Here is a 24,006-nt window from a genome sequence, read left to right as displayed (position 1 = left end):
GCTCACTCCAGCACAACCCTCACGCTCGTGATCCCCTCTTCGCTCTCCACGCCCACCGTGTAAACCCCGCGCTCCAAGTCGCCGAGATCGTCGAGCAGCGTGGTGTTGCTCCAAGTGCGCACCAAACGACCAGTGGCATCGAAGAGAACAATGCGCGTGGTGTTGTCCGGCAGGCCAGCGAGCATGAGTTGATCACGAGCTGGATTCGGGTAAACAGCCAGTTGGCTGCTCCCTATCGGATCGAACACCACCGCCACGACTTGCGACCATGTCTCGGTTCCATCGAAGTCGGTTTGACGCAAACGGTAATAAGAGAGACCCGCGTAAGGCGATGGATCCAAGAACGAGTACCCCAAGACCTGTTGCGAATTGCCAGCGCCCTCCATCTCGCCGATGTCATCGAACACAACACCATCTCGGCTGCGCTCCACCGTGAAGAAGTCGTTGTTCTGCTCGCTCGCCGTTGACCACGTGCAGCGCACATCATCGCCATCGGGTTCCGCATCGAACGCGAGCAATTCCACGGGCAGCGGTGTGGAGCTCTGCACCAGCGCCCATACCTGTGCGAAGAGGTTCACCGGAGGGGCCGTCACCGTGTTCGCCAGCGTGTTCACGGTGCCTATGGGCGGGTTGCTCCACAACGCACCATCCCAACGTTGGGCTTGAAGCGTACTCTCCACGATGGCATTTGTCCCGGCGTTCCACTCGCTGTCGCGGTATGTGAAACGCAGTGCCGCCGTGGGCTCAGTGAGATACTCCTCGGTGTCGATGACCCAGAAACGATCAACCACGTTGTGGGCGTTCTCGAGACCCGCAAGATCCGTGAACGAAGTCATGCCCGCGGGCAATGGCCTGTTGTTGGGCAATGCGAACGGATCCGTCGGGTAGGTGGCGAAGGTGAACCACGCCGAACTGCCACTTCCCGCAACGGTAAGGTCCAGGTTCAATGGGAGAAAGTCTCCGCTCGCGTCGCTACCGAACGGCACGGTGTACACGGCCGGTGCATGATCGGCGATGTCCCACCGCACCCGTCCGTAACCAAGGCCAGGACCGGTCTCGCTCACGACGAAACCTGTTGTGCGAGTCATTGCCGCAGGGTCGCTGTTGGTGATGCCGATCTGTCTGCTGTTGAGGAAGAGGCGTGCCGAACCCAGTGCGAGCACACCGCTCTCGATGCTCAGGGCTCCTCCGCCAACGAAGGCGTTCTGCAACAAGGTGACATCGCCACCAGCGAGCGCGAGGTGATTGAACATGGTGTAGCTCGATCCGCCGATCTGCTGTCCTGCGCCGTTAAGGATCACCGTTCCCTCGCTATTGCCGAAGCAATCATTGCCGGCGTTGTTGGTCCAGTTGCCGTTGAGATCGATGGTGCCGCTATTGTTGATCGTGCCGCTGGCAGCGTTGAGCACTTCGCCCTGGACGGTGAGCTGCGCGCCGGCTTGCACGGTCATGGCAGCGCCGCTGTTGGTGAGCAGCTGCGCATGGAGCGTGAGCGAACAAGCGTACAGGAGCAGGACCGTGAACCTCCTCATTGCTCGTAGGTGATGAGCACCTTGATCGGTTTGCCCAGGATGTTGGCCGAATTCGTGGCGTTGTTATAGATCACGATGTTCAGGAAGTGCACCATGTACTCGTATTGGTATCCGGCCACATGCGTGAAATCGGGCGCCATCCAGTTGGAGCCGGGCGCTGACTCCACCAATACGTTCACGGCCAGGATCTTCGCCGCATTCAATCCGTGGGGCAGCGCCACAAAGGCCCCCTGGCTGGCGGCCGTTGTCCCGGTCAGCTTCAACATCTTCACTTTCGGCGCATTGGAGCCGAGCATTGTGAAGCCGTTCACTTCCAGCTCGGCCGCAGGCGCGGTGGTGCCGATGCCGACCTTCACCGCGTCGGCGCCTGTACCTCCCAGCGCCAGGCTGTTGTTCTGGGTCACCTGCGCGTTGAATCCGATGGCCACGGCCTTGTTCAGGTTCGCCACACCACCGGCGTTGCTGCCTACATAAGTGTTCGAGCTCCCGACGGTGTTGGCCGTGCCTGAGCCAACGCCGAGGAAGGTGTTCGACGCGCCGGTCGTGGTGGAGAAACCCGCTCCCCAGCCCACCATGGTGTTGGAGTTCGCAGTTGTGTTGTTCGATCCGGCATTACCGCCGATGAAGGTGTTCCAGGTCCCGACGGTGTTGCTGGTTCCGGCCTCGCGCCCCATGAAGGTGTTCGCGCTGCCCAAAGTGTTCGCATCGCCGGCATCGGAGCCCACGAAGGTGTTGTTGGCGCCGGTGGTGTTGGCCCCTCCGGCCGACGCGCCGAAGAAGGCGTTCTCAGCCCCCGTGGTGTTCGCATACCCGGCGCCGAAACCCACGAATGTGTTGAACTCAGCTGTGCTGTTGAAGAATCCCGCCTGATTGCCAAGGAAGGTATTGTATGATCCGGTGGTGTTCCAGTAGCCGGCGGATTTCCCCATGAACGTATTGAGCCCACCGGTGGTGGTGGAGTATCCGCAACGGTCGCCCACCAACGTGTTCTGGTTGGCTGTGGCACTACGGCCGGCATCGTGACCCACGATCGTGTTCATGGCGCCCCATGACGTATTGGACCCTGCACCTGCTCCCAAGTACGTGTTCTCCGATCCCCAGGCGTTCGTGGCCCCGGTCCCTGCGCCAACGAACACGTTGTTCGAACCGCTCGCATTCGCTGCGCCGCTGCCGGACCCGACGAAGGTGTTGCCCGTGCCCGTGATCAGCGCGCCTGCGTTCAGACCGAAGGTGCTGTTGCCGCCCGCCGGGTCCAGCCGACCGGCATGCTGGCCGTTCACCCGGAAACGCAGCGCTTGATTATCCGTGGTGCCGAGGAAATTGATGGCCGGATTGGTGCCTGCATTTCCGGTGGTGCTCCAACCCGACCCGCTGCCTGTAGCGAGCGGCACCCACGCCGCGCCGTCGTAATACCAGAACGCATTGAGCGATGTGTCGAAGACCAGCAGACCGGTCGCGGGCGCAGCGATGGCCGTGCGTTGCGCGGAGGTCATGCGCGGCATGAGCAGGCCTTTGTTCGTGCTCGTGAGGTCGAGCAAGGCACTCGCATGTGGCGCCGGGTTGTTGATGCCCACCCCACCCTGCGCCGATGCACCAATGGAGAGCAGGAACACGAAGGCCAGAGTTAGAAGCAGCATGGCCAGGGCTTCCAGCGCGTTCACACGGAAGAAAGAAAAGGCTCGTGGTCTGGTTCGGTTCATCCGGTGCTTGTTTAGGCAAGTTGAACGTGCGCAAGGCCCTCATGTCCATGAACGGTGATCGAGCGGTGATACGTTGAGCGAACGGCCGAGCATCGATCCATGTTCCGCGAATGCCCCGGAATGTGCGAGCGGCAACTTGATTATCCAGCGGAGAGGGCGAGCACGGAAGTGCATCGGTACCTTGGGCCGATGCGTTCAGTCCTGCTCATCCTGTTCACGCTCTTCTCGTCATCGCTGGTCGCGCAATGGACCAAGGCGGATAGCCTGAAGGTGATGGACTTGAGCCTGAAGTGCTTCGAGCAGGCCGATCTCGACCCGGTGAAGGCCATCGCCATCGGCCGAGAGGCGGTCGCATTGGCGGAACGCATCAAGTTCAATGGAGGCATCGCGCGATCGCATGCCCACCTTGGCTATGCGTACATGCGGAAGAGCGCGTTCGATTCCGCTCGTATCGAGCTCGATAAGGCCATGCACACCTACCTCAGCGTTGGCGACTCCTGCGACTATGCGAGCGTGCTGCACACCGTTGGCCTGAACCATCAGATGCAGCAGCAACAGGATTCGGCGTTGGCCTGTTTCATGCGCTCGCTGAAGTTGGAGAAAGGCTGTTCGCACGACCATGTGCGCAGCACACGGTTGTTCGCCATAGGGAGCTCGTACGAAGCGCTCCTGCGTTTCGAGGATGCGCTGGGGTACTATGCAGAGGCGCTCTCGCTCGATAGTGCTCGCGGCGACTCCTCGCGGCTCGCGCAGGAGCATATCGCCGTGGCGAACATGAACAGCGCTCTGGAGCGCTACGATGTGGCCATCGATCATTACGAGCAGAGCATCGCCATCTCGAAGGCGCGCGGCGATGGGCTCATGGCGGGGTACATCCACTACAACCTCGGGGAACTGGCGCATCGCCGCGGTGACGATGCTTCCGCTGTCGCGCATGCGCGTGCGAGCGTGGACCTGTTCATACAGCTGGACCGCAAGGCCGAGCTCGCTCACGCGTCCATCCTGCTAGGCAGCTTGCACATCGCGAGAGGTGAAGGCGTCGTGGCAGAGAAGCACCTGCTCCAAGCCTATCACTTGGCGGACTCGCTGGGACTGCGTGACGATCGTGCCCAGGCCATGTACAATCTGGCATTGGCGAAGGAGGTACAGAACGATGCGCGCGGCGCCATGGATTGGATGAAGCGCTACGTGGCTTACGACGATTCATTGAAGAGGCAGGACCGTGATGCCAGTATGGCCGAGATGACCACGCGCTTCGAGACGGAGAAGAAGGAGAAGGAACTCGTGGAGTCGAAGGCCCGCGAAGCCGAAGCCACGGCCGCCGCCGATCGCCTGCGCGCGCAACGCACGGCCTATATCGGAGGCGCGCTCGTACTGGCCGCATTCCTGGTGCTCTTCATATCGCGCTACCGCATGAAACGGAAGGCCGCCGAAGAGCTCGGGCGCGTGAACGCCGAGGTCCTTAGGCAGAAGGACCGTGCCGAGGAGAGCGAGCGCGCCAAGGACCGCTTCCTGGCCAACGTGAGCCACGAGATCCGTACACCGCTCAATGCCATCATGGGCTTCACCGGGCTGCTCATGCACGAGCACCGCGATGAACGCACCGCGCGCTACCTCGGCAACATCCGCGAAGCAGGCGACAACCTGCTGGTGGTGATCAACGATGTGCTCGACCTCAGCCGCATCGAGGCAGGACGACTGCGCTTGGTGAGCGAATCCTTCGACCTGCGGCGCACGGCCAGCCTTTGCGAAGAGATGCTGCGGCACCGTGCGCTGGAGCAAGGCGATGAATTGCTGCTGGAGATAGAGCCTTCGGTGCCGCGCTGGGTGCACGGCGACAGCGCGCGCCTGCTGCAGATCCTGCTCAACCTCGTGGGCAATGCGCTCAAGTTCACCAACGGCGGTGCCGTGCGGCTCAGAATCGAGCACGCGGATGACCGATGCCGCATCATGGTATCCGACAACGGCATCGGCATACCGCAGGAGAAGCTCGCCAGCATCTTCGACCGCTTCACGCAAGTGGCTCCCAGCGATCAACGGCGATACAGCGGCATGGGCCTCGGCCTCACCATCGTCAAAGAGCTCGTCGATCTCCACCAGGGCAGCATCAAAGTGGAGAGCGAAGTGGGCAAGGGGACCACCTTCACCGTTGACCTTCCCCTGCCCGTTGCCGCAGCACCTGCCCATGCGCCGAGCAAGGAGCCCAAGCACGCCACCAACGGAAGCCTGGCTGGCCACGCCATCCTGATCGCAGAGGACAACGAGATGAACGCGCTGGTGACCACCGAGACGCTGCGCCGCTATTACCCGGACTCCGAAGCGATCGTGGTGCGCACAGGAACCGAGGCGGTGCGCATGGTCGAAGAGGACGAGGACGACGATATCGCGCTCGTGCTCATGGATGTGCAGATGCCCGAGCTGGATGGCATGGCGGCCACGCGCCTCATCAGGCAGCTGAGCACGGCGCGCCGCGAGGTGCCCATCATAGCGCTCACCGCGAGCGTGCTGCCCAGCGACCTATCGCGCTGCATCGATGCGGGCATGGATGCATGCGTGAGCAAGCCCTTCCAGGCCAGTGAACTCATCAGCGCCATCGGCAGGCTCACCGGCGACCACGGGGCGCGCACCGGCGTGGGCTACGATGTCACCGACCCCCAGGTGGCGCTGTACCGCTGGCTGGTGCCGCCCAGGCTCAAGGCGCTGCTCTTAGCCATCGAGGAGAAGCGTCATGATGAAGTGAAGCGCATCGTGCATACGCTCCGGCCGCAATTGGTGGAACGCGATGCCCGCTTCGCCGCGTTATGCGATCATGTGCTGCAAGGGACTTCCGATGGATCGGGGCCATGGAGCATGGATACGCATGAACTTGCGCACGCCATTGAAGAGTCGCTTGCATGAGCACGCAGACCAGTATCGTGCGCGCCATCATTGTCGATGACGATGCGTATTCCCGCTCAGCGATACGCAAGCAGCTCGAGCGCTTCACCGATGCCGTGGCCGTTCTGGATGAATGCGCCAGTGGTGCGGAAGGCGTTCGATCCATCACCGCGCATGCGCCGGACCTCGTCTTCCTCGACATCCAGATGAAGGGCATGGATGGCTTCGCCATGCTCGATGCGCTCCCGCGCCGCGACTTCGGCGTGATCTTCACCACCAGCCACGATGAGTACGCCATACGCGCTATCCGATACAGCGCGCTCGACTACCTCCTCAAGCCCATCAAGCCATCGGAATTCGATGCGGCGCTGGGGCACTTCATCGCCAACCGTGCCGTACTGCCTGCTCGCGTGGAGCGATTGGTGAGCACCACGAAGGAGGCCGGTGCCCCCAGGACGCTGGTGATCCCCATGCGCGATGGCGACCGCCACATCAACGTGGCCGACATCATCCGTTGCGAGGCCGACCGCAATTACACCGTGTTCCACATGGCGCGTGGCGTGCGCGTGGTGAGCAGCCGCACCCTGAACAGCTACGAGGAGTTCCTAGCGGAGAATGACTTTCTGCGCGTGCACCGCTCCCACATCGTGAATCGCATGCACGTACAGGAGGTGACCGCCATGGATGAAGCGCTGATGAGCGACGGCAGCCGCGTGGAGATCAGTCGCCGCCGCAAGACGGAGATCCTGGAGGCGTTAGGAAGGCGCGCGTTCTAATCGAGGCTGATGTAATCCGCGCTCTGGCAGTACCCGCCGTGCTCCTTTCGCGATCGGATGAGGATGTCATTGGCCGGGCTGCTGGCATCATGCGGTGGCGGGAGCGCCTCGTGCCCCCCCTCCGGCAAGAAGCGCGTGAGGAATCGCGCTGGGCGGCCAAGGCTTGACCCGCTGCAAGGTCAGGGCATCCCGATGCGGGGAGAAGTCCAGTACGAATCGGGCAGCTCGGCACCACAACCAGGTGGTATGAAGCACTTATCCTTGACATAGACCCCGATCATCTCTTCCGTCGTCGGCTCCTCGTCGCTAGAGTGCATCTCAAAATTGCTTTTAGTGGCGAGCGAACGGGATCCCGCGTTCAGGCGAGGCGTCGAACCCGTGTATAGTCGGGTACTCTGTGAGGGCTCGACAACGACGCATGGGCGCGAATGATCCTCGCGGAGCCCGAAGGGCATTTTTGAGATGCGCTCTAAGCATATGGCCCCGGAGCGCTTACAGCGCCTTCCCGAAGCGGTAGCTGCAGCCCACCAACAGGCTCACGGCATGGGTGCGGATGCTGCCATCGTCCACCACGGGCAGCGCGCTGATGTTGGTGAGGCCCTTGTCGTAGCGGACCTCGGTCCGTAGCACGATATGACCGCTGACGTCGAAGGCGCCACCCACGCTCGCGCTCACGCCCAGGTCCCAGGGCTCAAGTTCGTTCGTGTTGTCGACCGTGGGGTAGTCCCGTTCATCACCGAATGATCGCCGCGAGCGCATCAACAACCCGGCATACGGCCCGGCAGCGATCACAAGGCGGGCCCGGTCGCCGAAGGAGACTTGTGCCATCACGGGCACCACGAGATGATCCATCGCGTTGCGGCTGCTCACCACCCGGACCGGGGTGCCGTTCACATCGGTCAGGGTCACCTCCTCGCGCATGCCCTTGCGCTGGTAGCCGGCCCCGAGCCGGACGCCGAACCGCTTCGACAGGTCGACCTGGACGGTAAGCCCTGCGGCAGGCCCGAAGAGCGCGTCCGAGCGGTTGATGAGCCGGTTGCCGCGCAGCCACGAGAGTCCTGGGCCGGCCTGGACCCCGAGCTGCCAGCGCCCGTCCTGGGCCCAGGAGCTGGTGGTGGTGAGCACGATGAGCGAAAGGGTGATCAGGGTGCGCATGGGCTTGTCGTTCCGCACCAATGAACGACCGGGAGGGGCTCCTATTGCGGGCGACCTGCTTCGGGCGGAGGATACGGAACTTCCGGCCACCCTCACCCACGTGGTTTTCCCTGCCCCCACCCACGTGGAAACCCCCTGTTCCAGGTCCTCCCGGTCGTGGAGCTTTGTCCTCACATGCGTTCCATGCCCCTGCACACCAACGACCCCCACGTGCCCACCCGCGGTGCGCGCACGCGGGCCGTCCTTTGGTGGCTGGCCCTGCTGCTTTGCCTGGCCGGGCTGCTGGGGCTGAACGCGTGGCTGTATCCCTAGACCGCACCGGACGACCGTCGCACCGGAGCAGATGCGACCCGTCCGACAGAGACCCGGCGCTGCGTGTTCAGCGACCGGGTCTCGCCCTTTGTGGGGACCCGATATCGCCTGCGTCCGATACCCTGTCCTGCGCGCTGGACGGTGAGGGTGCGACACGCATCCTGGCGGCGCGCCGATCAAGCTCGATCCCACGGGCCGATACCCGGCCGAAGCGAGGCCCGGCGGAGCCTCGTGGTGCCATGATCACGACTCGGACGGCGCCGCGCTCCACCCCACCGTGCTTCCGGCACGGAAGGGCACCAGCTCCTCCCCGGCGAAGGGGAAGGTGGCGGGCACGGGCACCTCGCGGCGCGTGAGGGTGATGCGATCGGTGTTGCGCGGCAGCTTGTAATGATCCGGGCCGTGGAAGCTCGCGAAGGCCTCCAGCTTGTCCAGCGCCCCTGCCCGCTCGAAGACCTCGGCATAGAGGGCGATGGCCGCATGCGCGGTGTACACACCCGCACAGCCGCAGGCCGTCTCCTTAGTGGGCCGGGCGTGGGGCGCGCTGTCGGTGCCGAGGAAGTACTTGGGGTTGCCGCTCGTGGCCGCGGCCACCAAGGCCTCGCGGTGCGTGCCGCGCTTCAGGATGGGCAGGCAATAGAGGTGCGGACGGATGCCGCCCGCCAGCATGTCGTTGCGGTCCAGCAGCAGGTGGTGGGCGGTGATGGTGGCCGCCACCTTGGGCGAAGCGTCCTCCACGAACTGCACGGCATCGCGCGTGGTGATGTGCTCCAGCACGATGCGCAGCTCGGGGAAGCGCTGCGTGATGGGCCGCAGGTGCCGGTCCAGGAAGACCTTCTCCCGATCGAAGATGTCGATGTCCGCATCGGTCACCTCCCCGTGGATGAGCAGGGGGATGTCGTGTCGCTGCATGGCCTCCAGCGCCGGGGTGCAGAGCTCCAGCGAGGTGACGCCCGAATCGGAATTGGTGGTGGCGCCGGCGGGGTACAGCTTCACCGCGGTGACCGCCCCGCTCTCCTTCGCCAGCGCGATCTCGGCCGGCGCGGTGCGGTCCGTGAGGTACAGCGTCATCAGCGGCCGGAAGGCGCTGCCCGCGGGCACCGCGGCCATGATCCGCTCCCGGTAGGCGATGGCGTCCTTCACCGTGGTGACGGGCGGCTTCAGATTGGGCATGACGATCGCACGCCCGAACACCTGCGCGGCATGGGGCACCGTGGTGGCCAGCGCACCACCATCGCGCAGATGGATGTGCCAGTCGTCGGGGCGGGTGATGGTGAGGCGGTCCATGGGGTCGGGCGATGGGCTGCTTCAGTCCACACTGAAGTAGTCCGCGCTCTGGTAGTGCCCGTCGGCCTCCTTCTGCAACTGCATCAGGATGTCGTTGGCCAGGCTGCTGGCGCCGAAGCGGAACCAGTTCGGATCGAGCCAATCGGGGCCCAGTTCCTCCTTCACCATCATCAGGTAGTGGAGGGCCTGCTTGCTGGTGCGGATGCCGCCCGCAGGCTTCATGGCGATCATCTGCCCGGTCCTCAGGTAGTGGTCGCGGATGGCGTGCAGCATCACCAGCGTCACCTCCATGGTGGCGGCCGGGTTGATCTTGCCGGTGCTGGTCTTGATGAAGTCGGCGCCCGCCGCGATGGCGATGTCGCTCGCGAGGCGCACCTTGTCGTAGGTGCCCAGCTCGCCGGTCTCCAGGATCACCTTCAGGCGCGCCTCGCCACAGGCTTCCTTGATGGCGGCGATCTCGTCGAACACGAAGTGGTGGTCGCCGCTGTGGAAATGACCGCGGCTGATGACCATGTCGATCTCGTCGGCGCCTTGGTTCACCGCGAACTTGGTGTCGGAGATCTTCACGTTCATAGGCGCCTGTCCGCTTGGGAAAGCCGTGGAAACCGAGGCGACCTTCACCCCACTATCGCCCAGGGCCTTCTTGGCGACCTTCACCATGGTGGGGTACACGCAGATGGCGGCGACCGTGGGTAGACCGGGGAGCTGGTCGTGCAGGTGCATGCCCTTGTAGCAGAGCTGCTTCACCTTGCTGGGCGTATCGGCGCCCTCCAGGGTGGTGAGGTCGATCATGCTGAGGGCGAGCTTCATGCCCTGCACCTTGGTCTCCTTCTTGATGCTGCGGGCCTTGATGCGGGCCACGCGCTCCTCGATGCCCACCTGGTCGATGGTGGGCGCGGTGACCGGCACGGCGCGGGCGGGCGCGAGGGTCTTGGTGGACATGCGGCCAAGATAGCCCGACGGCCGGTGACGCCGTTCCTTTTCCAGGCCCTGCCGTTCCCCGCTCCGCGCCGGACCCGTGGACGAAGCGAGGGACCGCGGCCGTTACTTCGGCACCGCCATGCCCGCGACCGCGCACCCCACGCCTCTGCGGAAGCCCGAAACCCGCGGCCAACGGGGCCGGCACAGGTCACACCGGGTTAACATGCCCGGATGGGCAGACTTGTTATGTTTGCCCCCCTGTTGAACACAAACCCTTGACCGGCCCCGGGCGTTCCTCCCGGGCGACCGCACGGAACCGACCAACGCCTCCAACCGCAAACCCGACCCCTCTTCTCATGAGCAACGAAACGTCCACCGGGAAAGGCTCGAGCCTCTTCGTGGCCATTGTGTTCCCCTTGGTGCTGATCATCAGCGTGATGATCTACATGTTCGTCCTGGGCGATCCGGCGAACTTCGAGAACAGCGACCCCATCAAGGGCCATCCCATCGCGGAGAACCCCGGCCGGCTCTACGGCACCATCTACAAGGGGGGCTTCATCGTGCCCATCCTCATCAGCGTCAACCTCATCATCATCATCTTCTCGGTGGAGCGTTTCATCACCCTGAACCGGGCCAAGGGCAAGGGCCGCATCGAGGCCTTCCTGGGCCAGGTGCGCGGCTTCCTGGCCAACGACCAGGTGGACGAGGCCGTGAACGTGTGCGATGAGCAGAAGGGCAGCGTGGCCAACGTGATGCGCAGCGGCCTGCAGAAATACAAGCAGGTGCTGCGTGATGCGTCGCACGACAAGGAGACCCGCCTGCAGGCCGTGAAGCAGGAGCTGGAAGAGGCCACCGCCCTGGAACTGCCCATGCTGAGCAAGAACCTGGTGATCCTGAGCACCTGCGCCAGCATCAGCACCCTGCTGGGCCTGATCGGAACGGTGCTCGGAATGATCCGCGCGTTCAGCGCGCTGGCCACCGCCGGCACGCCGGACGCCTCCGCCCTTTCAACCGGTATCTCCGAGGCCCTCATCAACACGGCCTTCGGGATCACCGGCTCGTGCGTGGCCATCATCATGTTCAACTTCTTCAGCACCAAGATCGACGCCATCACCCATGGCATCGATGAGGCGGGCTTCAGCGTGAGCCAGACCCTGGCCTCCCACAAGTGATCGGCGCGGCACCGTCCGCCGGGGTCCACCCCCGGACGGCCGGGCGTTCACCGTCAACCAACCAGACCCCCGACGCATGCCGAAGCTGAAGATGCCCCGGAAGAGCCCGGAGCTGGACATGACCCCCATGGTGGACCTGGCCTTCCTGCTGGTCACCTTCTTCATGCTCACCGCCCAGTTCCGACCGGAAGAGGCCGTGGCCGTGGATACCCCCTCGTCCATGAGCCAGAGCCCCATCCCCACGGAGAACCTGATGACCATCGTGGTGGACAGCACCGGCAAGGTGTACTGGGACATGACCGACAAGAAGGTGCGCCTCAAGGTGCTCGAGGAGATGGGCAAGCGCATCAACTACAGCCCCAGTGACGAGGACAAGGTGAAGTTCGCCAACGTGGGGGCCGTGGGCATCCCCATCCAGCAGCTGCCCGCCTACCTGGCCCTGCCCACCGGTGCGGCCCGCAAGGAGTTCGACCTGCAGTTCAAAGGCATTCCCACGGACAGCACCAACAACCAGCTGCGCGACTGGATCATCACCACGCGCCTGCTGTTCTACGAAGAGGCGGGCATCAACCCGCTGGTGGCCTTGAAGGCCGACGGCAACACCAACTATTCCAAGGTGGCGCAGGTGATCCGGATCTTCCAATCCCCGGGGATCCAGATCAACCGCTTCAAGATGATCACCGACCTGGAGGAATCACGGATGTAACAGCCGGTCGAACCATTCCCGTGCATGCGTGTACGGGGCCTTGGAACGACCCGCCCAACGAGACCCGACCATGGCAGACGCACCCGGTGGAGGCGAAGAAGGCGGCGGCGGAAAACGCCACCAGAAGAAACGCGCCAAGAAGGGCAGCACCCGCATCGACATGACGCCGATGGTGGACCTGGCCTTCCTGCTGCTCACCTTCTTCATCCTCACCACCACCATGTACAAACCGAGCACCCTGCAGATGACCTTCCCGGTGCCGGACGAGGACCCCACGGACGACAAAAAGACCGAGCTGAGCAACGCCATCACGCTCATCCTCACCGCCAAGGACCAGATCTTCTACTACCTGGGCGAGTTCCACACCCCCACCGACGGCAGCGGCAAGCCGCCCACCGCCCTCACCCGCACCGACTTCAGCAAGGTGCGTCAAGTGCTGCTGGAGCGCAACAAGGAGGCCGTGGAGAAGCTCAATCAGCTGGCACGCGACTTCAACACCGGCAAGATCGACGAGGCCGCCTACGACAGCCTGCGGCGCAAGACCAAGGGCGAACCCACCAACCTGAAGGCCATCATCAAGACCGACAAGGACGCCAAGTACCGCAACATGATCGACATCGTCGATGAGATGGACATCAGCGGCATCGGCTCCTATGGTGTGCTGGACAGCCTGAAGACCGCCGAACAGCTGCTGCTCGACGCCGAGAAAGCAACCCTCTGAGCCATGGAATACCTCCTGATCACCGGCATCCTGCTGGTCCTTTCCCTGGTGATGACGCTGGATTTCAGTTGGAACAACGTGCTCACCTCGGTGCGCAACCAGCTGGTGTTCGAGGGCCGCAACCAGGCCTACGGCGCCTTCGTCCTCCGCCGCGACTACGTGAAGCGGCTGATGATCGCCGTGGGCGGCTCGGTAGCCTTCTTCGGGCTGGCCATCGGCACCCCGAAGATCATCGAAGCCCTCGGTGGCGGCGAAGAGGAAGTGGTGGAGGCCAAGAAGATCGTGGACGTGAACCTCGAGCTCTTCGAGGAGGAGAAGAAGGAGGAACCCCCTCCTCCGCCTGTAGAGGTGCCTCCGCCGCCCAAGATCGAGACCGTGCAGTTCACCGCCCTGGAGGCCGTGGACGAGCCCGTCGAGGAACCGCCCCCCACCCAGGAGGTCCTGGAGGAGACCACCGCCAGCACCGTGACCCAGGAGGGCGAAAAGGGTGAGGACGCCCCGCCACCGCCCCCGCCTGTGGAGGAGGAGGTGATGATGTTCGCCGCCGTGGAGGAGAAACCCACCTTCCCCGGGGGTGAGGCCGAGTTCTACAAGTACCTCGGCAAGAACGTGAAGTACCCCCAGATGGAGGCGGAACAGGGCATCGAGGGCCGGGTCTTCGTGGAGTTCGTCGTGGACAGGGACGGTACCATCACCGAGGTGCGCACCGTGCGTGGCGTGAGCGCCGGCCTGGACAAGGAGGCCACCCGCGTGATGAAGGCCTCCCCCAAGTGGAGCCCCGGCAAGCAGAACGGCCGCCCCGTGAAGGTGCGGTACGTGATCCCCATCAACTTCGACCTGCGCTGAGGCGCCGGGCCGGGCGATGGACGTGCGCACCGCCTTCGCCGTCGGCATGTCCGGCTTCTACATGCTGGCCGGCCTCGTCATCGGCCTCACCCCCTTCGCCAGCGACGTGTTGCCCAGCTACCGCCCCGCCCTGGCGCTGGTGCTGGTGGGCTACGGCCTGCTGCGCCTGGGGATGTGGTGGCGCAAGCGCCGCTCCGACACGCACACCGGTTGAACCATGCGGAGCCCCGGCCTGCTGATGCTCCTCCTGGCCGCCTGCCGCAGCGGCCCGCCCGACCCGCGCAGCGACGACAGCCCCACCTTCGGCCACGTGCTCGTCCTGGCCGACCAGGACCTCCGACCCGTGATCGAGGACCAGCGCACCACCTTCGAAGCCCTGTACGAAAAGGCCCGGATCGAGGTGCGCTACCTGCCTGAACGCCAGCTCGTTCAGGCCATGCTGAACGACAGCGTACGGGCCGTCTTCGGCACCTTCCTCCCCGGCGGTGACCAGCAGGCCTACTTCCGCACCCGGCAGCTGACCCCCTTCACCGAAGCCGTGGCCACTGAGGCCATCGCTGTGCTGAGCCACCCCGCCGGCCCCGACAGCCTGAGCCTCGACGAGCTCCGCGGCATCCTGACCGACGGCCGGTTTGGCGACCGGCCCTGCACCGCCCTGCTGGACGACGCTGGCAGCGGGGTGGCGCGCACCCTGGTGGACAGCCTGTGGACGGGGGCCACCGACCAGCCCCTCAAGGTGCAGCTGGCCCGGGGGCCGGAGGACCTGGTGCAGCGCCTGCGCACCGACAGCGCCTCCATCGGGTTGCTCGCCTTCAGCCTGTTGAGCGACCTGGACGACCCCGCCTGCCGCGCGCTGCGCGACGGACTTCGGCTGGTGCCCGTCCACGCTGGCCAGGGCCCGGCGTTGGTGCCCACCCAGGGCACCTTGAAGGACGGGCGCTACCCCCTGCGGCGGCCCTTGATGATGCTGGTGACCGAGGGCAAGAGCGGGCTTGGCACGGGGTTCGCTTCCTTTGTGGCCGGACACAAGGGTCAACGCATCCTCCTCAAGAAAGGCCTCGCCCCAGCGCACGTGCCTGCCCGCGAAGTGATGATCGTGACCCCCTGAATGACGATGGAACACCTGAAAGAACGCCACCTCCACATCGGCCTGCTGGCCGGCCTCAGCCTCACCGCCTTCACCGCCACCACGGAGGCCCAGACCCTGCTGGACGCCCAGCGCCTCACCGACCGTGAACAGTTCGAGGCCGCCACCACGGCCTTCCGCAAGCTGCTGGCCGCCACGCCCAACGACGGCGCCACCTGGTACTTCATGGGTGAGAACTACTGGGAGAACGAACAGCCGGACAGCGCGCAGCTCTGCTACCGCCGGGGCGCGGACCTCAACCCCCGCTACCCGCTGAACCACGCCGGCCTGGGCAAGGTGCTCTTCACCCGCGGCATCCCCGACGACGCCAGTGGTGGCGCCTTGCAGGAGGCCCAGGCCCGCCGCGAAGAGGCCAAGGCCAAGCTGAACGAGGCCATCGCCCTGGCCGAGGACAAGACCGCCAAGCACCCCAAGGAGCTGAAGGCCCTCACCTACCGTGAAGTGGCTGATGCGTACGGCGCCGGTCCCGACCCGGACGTGGCCACCGCGCTGGCCCAGGTGGACAAGGCCATCGAACTGAACCCCAACGACGCCGACGCCCACGTGCTGCACGGCGACCTGCTGGTGGCCCGCGGCTCCTTCGATGCCAGCGAGGCGGTGGCCGCCTACAAGCGCGCCGCCGAACTGATGCCCAGCGCCGCCCGGCCCGTGGCCAGGAAGGCCCTGATGTACCACCGCGCCAAGAACTACGAGGCCGCCGTGGCCGAATACGACCGCGCCGTGGCCATCGACCCCTCCTTCGCCCCCGCCTACAGCGGCCGTGCCGAAGCCCTCTTCATGACCAAGGCCTACGACAAGGCCACTGCGGACTACACCAAGTACCTGGAGCTGAACGCCGGCAACATCAGCGCGCGTGTACGCTACGCCAAGTTCCTCTTCCTGGTGGGCAAGTACACCGAGAGCATCGCCGAGATCGACGCGGTGCGCGGCACCGGTGTGAAGGACAACAACCTGCGCCGGATCGAGGGCTACGCCCGCTGCGAGGCCGGGGACTTCGCCGCGGCGCGTGCCGCCATGGAGGCCTACTTCGCCGAGCAGCCCGCCGACAAGGTGATCGCCACCGACCACGAGTACATGGGCAAGATCTACGCAGGGCTCGCCGCCAAGGTGCCGACCACGCCCACGCCCCCCGGCACCGCCGAGGCCCCGGTGCCGCCGGCCCTGGGCCCCGACCTGGACTCGCTGGCCGCCGAGAGCTACCTGAAGGCCGCCCGCATGGACCGCACCAAGGCCTACCTCTTCGCCGAGGCCGGCAAAGCCTTCGGCAAGGCCAAGCGCCACGACCTGGCCACGCACGCCTTCCGGGAGAAGATCGCCAGCGGCAAACCCGAGGTGAACGACTACTACTACCTGGGCAGCAGCGCCAACAAGGCCAAGCTGTACGCCACCGCCGACAGCGCCTGGACGGTGTACTGCGAGAAACAGCCCAACCTGCACCAGGGCTTCCTCGGGCGGGCACGGGCCAACGTGGGCCTCGACCCCGACAAGCAGACCTGGCAGGCCCGGCCCTACTATGAGGACGTGGTGCGCCGCATCAAGCCCGAGGACCAGGCCAAGTACAAGGTGGACCTGGAGGAGGCCTACTTCTACCTGGGCTTCTACCACTTCAGCAAGGAGAAGGACATGGGCATGGCCAAGTGCTGGTTCGAACAGCTGAAGACCCTGAACGCCGGCACCAGCAACACCAAGCAGGGCATGGACATGCTGCTGACCAAGGAACTTCAGGGCGTGAGCGCCAAGGACTGCACCCTGCCCGCCCAGTAGGCAGCGCCACCGACATCGGAGAAGGGAGGCCACGGCCTCCCTTTTTCATGGCCGGAACGCGGCGCGTACATTGCCCCGCATGACCAGCAGTAACCGGCTCACCCTGTGGATCTTCATCGCCATGGTGCTGGGGATCGCCACGGGGGCCGGCTACCGCGCCGCCTTCCCGGATGAGGGCTCCATCGCCGCCTTCAGCGACCACATCTCCATCCTCACGGACATCTTCCTGCGGCTGGTGAAGATGATCATCGCCCCGCTGGTGCTCAGCACCCTGGTGGTGGGCGTGGCCAAACTGGGCGACCTGGGCAGCGTGGGGCGCATCGGCGGCCGCGCCCTGCTATGGTTCATCAGCGCCAGCTTGGTGAGCCTGCTCCTGGGCATGCTGCTGGTGAACCTCTTCGAACCGGGCGTGAGCCTCCACCTGCCCCTGCCCCCCGCCGACGCCAGCGCCGGCATCGACCGCGAGGCCTTCACCCTGCGCAGCTTCATCACCCACGTCTTCCCAAAGAGCGTGGTGGAGGCCATGGCCCACAACGAGATCCTCCAGATCGTGGTCTTCTCCCTGATGCTCGGGGTGGCCTGCGCCGCCACCGGCGAGAAGGGCGAGCCCATCGTGAAGGCCATGGACAGCCTGGGCCACGTCATGCTCAAGGTCACCGGCATGGTGATGAACGCCGCCCCCTTCGCCGTCTTCGGCGCCATGGCCGCCGTCATCGCCCAGAAGGGCTTCGGCATCCTGTGGGACTACGGGAGGTTCATCCTGCAGTTCTACTTCGGCCTCGTGCTGCTGTGGGTGGTGCTGCTGCTCGTGTGCTGGGCCATCATCGGCCGCCGCACCGGCACCCTCATCGGCCGCATCAAGGACCCGCTGCTGCTGGCCTTCAGCACCGCCAGCAGCGAAGCGGCCTACCCCCGAACCCTGGAGAACCTCGAGCGCTTCGGCTGCCCCAACCGCATCGTCAGCTTCATCCTGCCCTTGGGCTACAGCTTCAACCTGGACGGCAGCATGATGTACATGACCTTCGCCAGCCTCTTCATCGCGCAGGCTTACGGCATCGACCTGAGCGTGAGCCAGCAGCTCACCATGCTGCTCGTGCTCATGGTCACCAGCAAGGGCATCGCCGGCGTGCCACGGGCCTCGCTGGTGGTGATCGCCGGCACCCTGGCCCTCTTCGACATCCCCGAGGCCGGCCTGCTGCTGCTGCTGGGCGTGGACCACCTGCTGGACATGGGCCGCAGCGCCACCAACGTGGTGGGCAACGCCGTGGCCACCGTGGTGGTGAGCAAGTGGGAGGGGATGCTGGAGAAGTAGAACGACCAACGAGGGAAGGGAAAGAAAGACCGATCCGGGATGAACCAGCTCTTCCGCCGCAAACCCGCTACGCACGACGCTGCTCCGGAGGGTGAGATCCACGGCGGAGCGGCGCTCGGCCGACACCTCACCCTGCGCGACCTCACCTTCTTCGGCATCGCCGCCATCATCGGCGCCGGCAGCTTCAGCAGCATGGGCCAGGCCTGCGCCAGCGGCGGCCCCGGCGTGGTGCTCCTCTTCGTGCTGTGCGCGGTGGCCTGCGGCTTCACCGCCCTGTGCTACGCCGAGTTCGCCGCCCGCGTTCCCGCCAGCGGAAGCGCCTACACCTATGCCTACGTGAGCTTCGGCGAGCTCTTCGCCTGGATCATCGGCTGGGCCCTGCTCATGGAGTACAGCATCGGCAACATCTACGTGGCCTTCAGCTGGAGCGGCTACTTCACCAACCTGCTCGACGCCGCCGGCCTGCACCTGCCCGAATGGCTCACCATCAACTACCGCAGTGCGCACGACGCAGCGCTTGCCGGCACCGCCGGTGAAGGCCTCACCGCCTGGACCACCGCCCCCCTCATCGCCGGTCTGCGCATCATCCTCGACCTGCCGGCCTTCGCCATCAACGTCCTCATCACCGCGCTGTGCTACGTGGGTGTGCGCGAAAGCCGCAACGCCAGCAACATCATGGTCATCGTCAAGCTGGTCATCATCGTCCTGGTGATCGGCGTGGGCATCGCGTATGTCGACATCGACCGGTGGACGCCCTTCCTGCCCAACGGCTTCGGTGGCGTGATGGCCGGGGCCAGCGCCGTCTTCTTCGCCTACATCGGCTTCGACGCCGTGAGCACCCTGGCCGAGGAAAGCCGCGACCCACAGCGCGACCTGCCCCGCGGCATGATGCTCAGCCTCGTCATCTGCACGGTCGTCTACATCCTGCTCGCCCTCGTGCTCACCGGCATGGTGCCCTTCGCCCAGCTGGGCGTCAGCGACCCGCTGGCCGAGGTCTTCGCCCTGCGCGGGGTGAAGTGGATGCTGCTGCTGGTGAGCATCGCCGCCGTGGTGGCCATGACCAGCGTGATGCTGGTCTTCCAGCTCGGCCAGCCCCGCATCTGGATGAGCATGAGCCGCGACGGCCTGCTGCCCAAGCCGTTCGCCCGCATCCACCCGCGCTACCGCACCCCCGGCTTCAGCACCCTGGTCACCGGCCTGGTGGTGGGCGTGCCCATCCTGTTCACCGACGAGGCCTTCATCCTCGATTTCACCAGCATCGGCACCCTGTTCGCGTTCGTGCTGGTCTGCGGCGGTGTGCTGCTGATGCCCCGCCGCGAACGCGGCCCCTCCGGCTTCCACCTGCCGCACATCAACGGGCGCTGGATCGTGCCCGCGCTCCTGCTGCTGGCCGTGGTGCTCGTCCGCCTGGGCGTCCCCGGCTACTTCAGCGACCTGCTCGACCCTGCCGGGCAGCACGGCGACCAGCGCATCCCCCTGCTGGTGTATTGGGCGCTCTGCGTCGGCATGGCCGCCCTGAGCTTCGTGCACCGCTGGTCGCTGATCCCGGTCCTCGGCCTGGCCTCCTGCTGCTACCTGCTCACCGGCATGGCCGCCAGCAACTGGAAGTGGTTCGGCACTTGGCTCGTCATCGGCCTGGTGTGCTACTTCGCCTACGGCTACCGCCACAGCCGGTTGGCGCGCCTGCCACGCACCCTCTGACCCCGCGTCCGGCGCGGGTTTCCCACGGGTGATCGCGTACCTTCGCGGGCCTTCGCACCATGCCCTCCCCCGCGCACATCCACCCGGTGTTCGACCGCCTGCTCCAGCGCTCCGACAAGGAGGCGCTCCTCGGTCAGCGCGGTGCCGCGGTGTGGATGACCGGCCTCAGCGGCAGCGGCAAGACCACCATCGCCCGGGAACTGGAGCGCATGCTCCATGCCTCGCAGGTGCATTCGATCGTCCTCGACGGCGACAACGTGCGCACCGGCATCAACAGCAACCTGGGCTTCTCGGAGGCCGACCGCACGGAGAACATCCGCCGCATCGCTGAAGTGGCGAAGCTGTTCGTGCAGAACGGCGCCGTGGTGATCTGCTGCTTCGTCTCGCCCTCCATCGCCATCCGCGAGCAGGCAAAGGCCATCATCGGTGCGGACGACTTCATCGAGGTCTTCATCGACACCCCGCTGGAGGAGTGCGAGCGCCGCGACGTGAAGGGGCTCTACGCCAAGGCCCGCTCCGGCGAGGTGAAGGACTTCACGGGCATCAGCGCGCCATTCGAGGCGCCGATTTCCCCCACCGTGCGCATCTCAACCGTCGGACGCGCGGAAGAGGAATGCGCGTTCGAGCTCTTCCAATTCGTGATGCCCCGCGCATCTCGCAGCTGACAAATGCGTTCACCACAGAGGCACGGAGGGCACGGAGGGAATTCCCATCCGTTCGCATTGACCTTCTCTGTGCGCTCTGTGCCTCTGTGGTGAAAACGAACTGAACCATGCATTCATACCGATTAACGCACCTCAAGGAGCTCGAGAGCGAGAGCATGCACATCCTGCGCGAGGTGGCCGCACAGTTCGAGAACCCCGCGCTGCTCTTCAGCGGCGGCAAGGATTCCATCGTGTGCTTCCACCTGGCGCGCAAGGCCTTCCACCCCGCCAAGGTGCCCTTCCCCCTGGTGCACGTGGACACCGGGCACAACTTCGCCGAGACGATGATCTTCCGCGACGACCTGGTGAAGGAGCACGGCGCCAAGCTCATCGTGGGCAGTGTGCAGGAGAGCATCGACATCGGCCGCGTGCAGGAGGAAACGGGGTACTACGCCAGCCGCAACAAGTTGCAGACCGTGACCCTGCTCGATACGATCGAGAAGCACAAGATCGATTGCGCCATCGGTGGCGGCCGCCGTGATGAGGAGAAGGCCCGGGCGAAGGAGCGCGTGTTCAGCCACCGCGACGAGTTCGGCCAGTGGGACCCCAAGAACCAGCGGCCCGAGCTGTGGAACCTCTACAACGGCAAGAAGCGTCCCGGCGAGCACTTCCGCGCCTTCCCCATCAGCAACTGGACCGAGATGGACGTGTGGCAGTATATCCTGCTCGAGAGGATCCCGATCCCCAGCATCTACTTCAGCCACGAGCGCGAGGTTTTCGATCGCGACGGCGTGATCTATGCGAACTCGCCCTTCATGCGCCTGAAGCCGGAAGAGAAGCCCTACCAGAAACGCGTGCGCTTCCGCACCATCGGCGACATGAGCTGCACCGGCGCAGTGGATTCGCCGGCGAGCACGCTGGAGGAGATCATCGAGGAGGTGGCGTCCTCGCGCGTGACCGAGCGTGGCAGCCGCATGGATGACAAGCGAAGCGAAGCGGCGATGGAGGACCGGAAGAAGGAGGGTTATTTCTAGCACGCGATGGACCCTGAATTGCTCCTGTGGGGTGTCCTACCTGGCCTGGTAGCGATAGGGCTGATGATCGCGTCCGTGCGTATGGCTCTTCGAGGGAGAAAGATCGCGGAGCTCACGTGGACTGCATTGCTCATGCTCCTCGCGTGCTATTCTCTCGTCGTCTTGTATCGCATGGTCGTCCTCGATGCGTGGCCAACATTCCTTCCTCATGTTGCTCTCGGTATTTGCCTGGTTCTTCTAGTCGGCCAATACTTGCTCTTCCATAGAAGAAAGATCGCTACCCCCGACACCGAACGATGAAGGACACTTCCACCCACGGCTACCTCGACATGGATCTTCTGCGGTTCACCACGGCAGGCAGCGTCGACGACGGTAAGAGCACCTTGATCGGTCGCCTGCTCTTCGACACCAAGCAGATCTTCGAGGACCAGCTGGAGGCGGTGGAGCGTGCGAGCGCCAAGCGTGGATCAGGCGAGGTCGACTTGTCGCTGCTGACGGACGGCCTTCGTGCCGAACGCGAGCAGGGCATCACCATCGATGTGGCCTACCGGTACTTCGCCACGCCGAAGCGCAAGTTCATCATCGCCGATACGCCGGGACACATCCAGTACACGCGCAACATGGTCACAGGCGCCAGCACGGCCAACCTGGCGATCATCCTGGTGGACGCACGCAAAGGGATCCTGGAACAGACCTGCCGCCACAGCTTCATCGCGTCATTGCTCGGCATCCCGCACCTGGTGTTCTGCATCAACAAGATGGATCTGGTCGACTATGACGAGGCCACCTTCACCCGCATCCAGAAGGAGCTGGAGGACTTCAGCAGCAAGTTGGAGGTGCGCGACATCCGCTACATCCCCATCAGTGCGCTGAAGGGCGACAACGTGGTGGAGCGCAGCGCGCGGATGCCGTGGTACCAGGGCCCCACCCTCATGTACCTGCTGGAGAACATCCACATCGCGGGCGATCTCAACCACATCGACCGCCGCTTCCCCGTGCAGACGGTGATCCGCCCCATGACCACCGAGCACCACGACTTCCGCGGCTTCGCCGGGCGCGTGGCCGGTGGCGTCTTCCGCACGGGCGACGCCATCCAGGTGCTGCCCAGCGGCTTCCAGAGCGCCATCAAGAGCATCCACATCGGCGAGCACAAGGTGGAGGAATGCTTCGCCCCGCAGAGCGCCGTGATCACACTGAACGACGAGATCGACATCAGCCGCGGCGACATGCTGGTGAGCCCCAACAACGTGCCCGGGACCAGCCAGGACATCGACGTGATGCTCTGCTGGTTCAACGAGCGGCCTTTGCAGCCGGGGGGCAAGTACGCCCTCAAACACACCAGCCGCGAGGCGCGGTGCATGGTGAAGGAGGTGAAGTACAAGATGGACATCAGCACCCTGCACAAGGCGGAGGACCCCACCATCCGCATGAACGACATCGGCCGCGTGCAACTGCGCACCACCGTGCCGCTGCACTTCGATACCTACAGCCGCAACCGCTACACCGGCAGCCTCATCCTCATCGACGAGGGCACCAACGAGACGGTGGCGGCGGGGATGATCGTGTGATCAACGGAGGAAGGCCGGTACGATGGCCCGTCCCTTCCGTCGGCGCAGGGCCACGAACCAGGCTCCGCTGAACGCGCCGATGGTGTTGGCCAGCATGTCCATGGGGTCCGTGCGGCGGCCCAGGGCCTGCAGCCCCTGCAGCACCTCGGTGCCCAGGCCATAGGCCACGCTGAGCCCGACGGCCCAGGCGAGGTAGGACACCGGACGTCCGCGGCCCAGGAAAGCCGCGGCCAGCAACACCGTCTGCCCGAGGAAGAGCAGGGCGTGCACCAGCTTGTCCAGATCCAGCAGGTCGAACCAGCCCCATTGGGGCAGGCTCCGGCCGGGGATCAGGCAGAGCACCAGGATGGCCATGGCCCAGAGCAGGGCCCAGCGCAGGTGGCGCAGCATGGGCTCAGTGACCCACCAGGGCGCGGTACTCGTCGGCGCTCATCAGCGCGGCCACATCGGCCACGTTCGCCGGCTTGATCCGCACCATCCAGCCTGAGACGTAGGGGTCCTTGTTCACGCTCGCGGGGTCGTCGGCCAGGCCGGCGTTCACCGCCAGCACCGTGCCCTTCACCGGCATGAACAGGTCGCTCACCGTCTTCACCGCCTCCACGGTGCCGAAGACCGCATGCTCGTCCACCTCCTGGCCCTCGGTGCCGATGTCCACGAAGACGATGTCGCCGAGCTCGCCCTGGGCGAATTCGGTGATGCCCACCACGGCCTCCCCGCCCTCCAGGCGGATCCACTCGTGGTCCTTGGTGTACTTCAGGTCTGCGGGGAAGTTCATCGGGTGCGGTGTTCTGCGTTGCGCGGCGAAAATAGGCGGGATCGGGCGTCGGCCAT

22 protein-coding genes are annotated in these 24,006 nt (G+C 65.0%); 15 read left to right on the top strand and 7 right to left on the bottom strand.

Annotated elements, in window-relative coordinates; translation table 11 throughout:
- Positions 1–2: 2 nt before the first annotated feature.
- The gene (locus IPJ87_16495; GenBank protein ID MBK7943448.1) at positions 3–1,532 is read right to left on the bottom strand and encodes a T9SS type A sorting domain-containing protein; all 1,530 of its coding nucleotides are present in this window, start codon (positions 1,530–1,532) and stop codon (positions 3–5) included.
- Positions 1,529–3,193, bottom strand: coding sequence for a hypothetical protein (locus IPJ87_16490; GenBank protein ID MBK7943447.1), 1,665 nt, complete (start codon positions 3,191–3,193; stop codon positions 1,529–1,531). The genes IPJ87_16495 and IPJ87_16490 overlap by 4 nt, the downstream gene beginning before the upstream one ends.
- A gap of 228 nt (positions 3,194–3,421) precedes the next feature.
- On the opposite strand from IPJ87_16490, the gene IPJ87_16485 reads away from it, so the two are divergent.
- The gene (locus IPJ87_16485) at positions 3,422–6,130 is read left to right on the top strand and encodes a response regulator (protein MBK7943446.1); all 2,709 of its coding nucleotides are present in this window, start codon (positions 3,422–3,424) and stop codon (positions 6,128–6,130) included.
- Positions 6,127–6,885 carry a response regulator transcription factor gene (locus tag IPJ87_16480; GenBank protein ID MBK7943445.1) on the top strand — a complete coding sequence of 253 codons (759 nt, stop codon included), beginning with the start codon at positions 6,127–6,129 and terminating at the stop codon, positions 6,883–6,885. The genes IPJ87_16485 and IPJ87_16480 overlap by 4 nt, the downstream gene beginning before the upstream one ends.
- 492 nt (positions 6,886–7,377) lie before the next feature.
- Here IPJ87_16480 and IPJ87_16475 read toward each other — a convergent pair whose 3' ends face one another.
- Positions 7,378–8,040, bottom strand: coding sequence for a PorT family protein (locus tag IPJ87_16475; GenBank protein ID MBK7943444.1), 663 nt, complete (start codon positions 8,038–8,040; stop codon positions 7,378–7,380).
- 174 nt (positions 8,041–8,214) lie between these two features.
- Between IPJ87_16475 and IPJ87_16470 the strand changes: the two genes are divergently transcribed.
- Positions 8,215–8,352: a hypothetical protein gene (locus tag IPJ87_16470; GenBank protein MBK7943443.1), complete on the top strand. Its 138-nt coding sequence runs from the start codon at positions 8,215–8,217 to the stop codon at positions 8,350–8,352.
- Between the two features lie 243 nt (positions 8,353–8,595).
- Here the strand turns inward: IPJ87_16470 and pyrC are convergent, their stop codons facing one another.
- Positions 8,596–9,639: a dihydroorotase gene (gene pyrC / locus IPJ87_16465; GenBank protein MBK7943442.1), complete on the bottom strand. Its 1,044-nt coding sequence runs from the start codon at positions 9,637–9,639 to the stop codon at positions 8,596–8,598.
- Between the two features lie 21 nt (positions 9,640–9,660).
- Positions 9,661–10,581, bottom strand: coding sequence for a deoxyribose-phosphate aldolase (gene deoC / locus IPJ87_16460; GenBank protein ID MBK7943441.1), 921 nt, complete (start codon positions 10,579–10,581; stop codon positions 9,661–9,663).
- A 335-nt stretch (positions 10,582–10,916) separates the two neighbouring features.
- Here deoC and IPJ87_16455 point away from each other — a divergent pair, with 335 nt between their 5' ends.
- From IPJ87_16455 to cysN, 12 genes are all read left to right on the top strand, one after another.
- Entirely contained in the window at positions 10,917–11,732 is an 816-nt protein-coding gene (locus IPJ87_16455; protein ID MBK7943440.1) for a MotA/TolQ/ExbB proton channel family protein, read from the top strand.
- Positions 11,733–11,808: 76 nt separating this feature from the next.
- Positions 11,809–12,438 carry a biopolymer transporter ExbD gene (locus IPJ87_16450; protein ID MBK7943439.1) on the top strand — a complete coding sequence of 210 codons (630 nt, stop codon included), beginning with the start codon at positions 11,809–11,811 and terminating at the stop codon, positions 12,436–12,438.
- Positions 12,439–12,508: 70 nt separating this feature from the next.
- Positions 12,509–13,159 carry a biopolymer transporter ExbD gene (locus IPJ87_16445; protein MBK7943438.1) on the top strand — a complete coding sequence of 217 codons (651 nt, stop codon included), beginning with the start codon at positions 12,509–12,511 and terminating at the stop codon, positions 13,157–13,159.
- A gap of 3 nt (positions 13,160–13,162) precedes the next feature.
- Positions 13,163–14,005 (top strand): energy transducer TonB, encoded by an 843-nt coding sequence (locus IPJ87_16440; protein MBK7943437.1) that lies wholly within the window; start codon positions 13,163–13,165, stop codon positions 14,003–14,005.
- Positions 14,006–14,051: 46 nt separating this feature from the next.
- Positions 14,052–14,219 carry a hypothetical protein gene (locus IPJ87_16435; protein ID MBK7943436.1) on the top strand — a complete coding sequence of 56 codons (168 nt, stop codon included), beginning with the start codon at positions 14,052–14,054 and terminating at the stop codon, positions 14,217–14,219.
- Positions 14,220–14,222: 3 nt separating this feature from the next.
- Positions 14,223–15,113 carry a substrate-binding domain-containing protein gene (locus IPJ87_16430; GenBank protein ID MBK7943435.1) on the top strand — a complete coding sequence of 297 codons (891 nt, stop codon included), beginning with the start codon at positions 14,223–14,225 and terminating at the stop codon, positions 15,111–15,113.
- 6 nt (positions 15,114–15,119) lie between these two features.
- Complete coding sequence (locus tag IPJ87_16425; protein MBK7943434.1) at positions 15,120–16,916, top strand: tetratricopeptide repeat protein; 1,797 nt, start codon at positions 15,120–15,122, stop codon at positions 16,914–16,916.
- A gap of 79 nt (positions 16,917–16,995) precedes the next feature.
- On the top strand, positions 16,996–18,228 hold the full coding sequence (locus IPJ87_16420; protein MBK7943433.1) for a dicarboxylate/amino acid:cation symporter: 1,233 nt from the start codon (positions 16,996–16,998) through the stop codon (positions 18,226–18,228).
- Between the two features lie 39 nt (positions 18,229–18,267).
- A complete protein-coding gene (locus IPJ87_16415) occupies positions 18,268–19,929 on the top strand; it encodes an amino acid permease (protein MBK7943432.1) in 1,662 nt (553 codons plus the stop codon).
- A gap of 59 nt (positions 19,930–19,988) precedes the next feature.
- Positions 19,989–20,594, top strand: coding sequence for an adenylyl-sulfate kinase (gene cysC / locus IPJ87_16410; GenBank protein MBK7943431.1), 606 nt, complete (start codon positions 19,989–19,991; stop codon positions 20,592–20,594).
- 107 nt (positions 20,595–20,701) lie between these two features.
- Positions 20,702–21,607 carry a sulfate adenylyltransferase subunit CysD gene (cysD, locus tag IPJ87_16405; GenBank protein ID MBK7943430.1) on the top strand — a complete coding sequence of 302 codons (906 nt, stop codon included), beginning with the start codon at positions 20,702–20,704 and terminating at the stop codon, positions 21,605–21,607.
- A gap of 329 nt (positions 21,608–21,936) precedes the next feature.
- Positions 21,937–23,175 carry a sulfate adenylyltransferase subunit CysN gene (gene cysN, locus IPJ87_16400; protein ID MBK7943429.1) on the top strand — a complete coding sequence of 413 codons (1,239 nt, stop codon included), beginning with the start codon at positions 21,937–21,939 and terminating at the stop codon, positions 23,173–23,175.
- Here cysN and IPJ87_16395 read toward each other — a convergent pair whose 3' ends face one another.
- Both IPJ87_16395 and gcvH read right to left on the bottom strand, forming a co-directional pair.
- Positions 23,176–23,565 (bottom strand): VanZ family protein, encoded by a 390-nt coding sequence (locus IPJ87_16395; protein MBK7943428.1) that lies wholly within the window; start codon positions 23,563–23,565, stop codon positions 23,176–23,178.
- Between the two features lie 4 nt (positions 23,566–23,569).
- The gene (gcvH, locus tag IPJ87_16390) at positions 23,570–23,950 is read right to left on the bottom strand and encodes a glycine cleavage system protein GcvH (protein MBK7943427.1); all 381 of its coding nucleotides are present in this window, start codon (positions 23,948–23,950) and stop codon (positions 23,570–23,572) included.
- Between the last annotated feature and the right edge of the window lie 56 nt (positions 23,951–24,006).

This window comes from Flavobacteriales bacterium (assembly GCA_016713875.1).
Taxonomy (GTDB): Bacteria; Bacteroidota; Bacteroidia; order Flavobacteriales_F; family PHOS-HE28; genus PHOS-HE28.
Note: the sequence above shows the minus strand (reverse complement) of the source record. Positions and strands in the feature narration are given on the sequence as shown.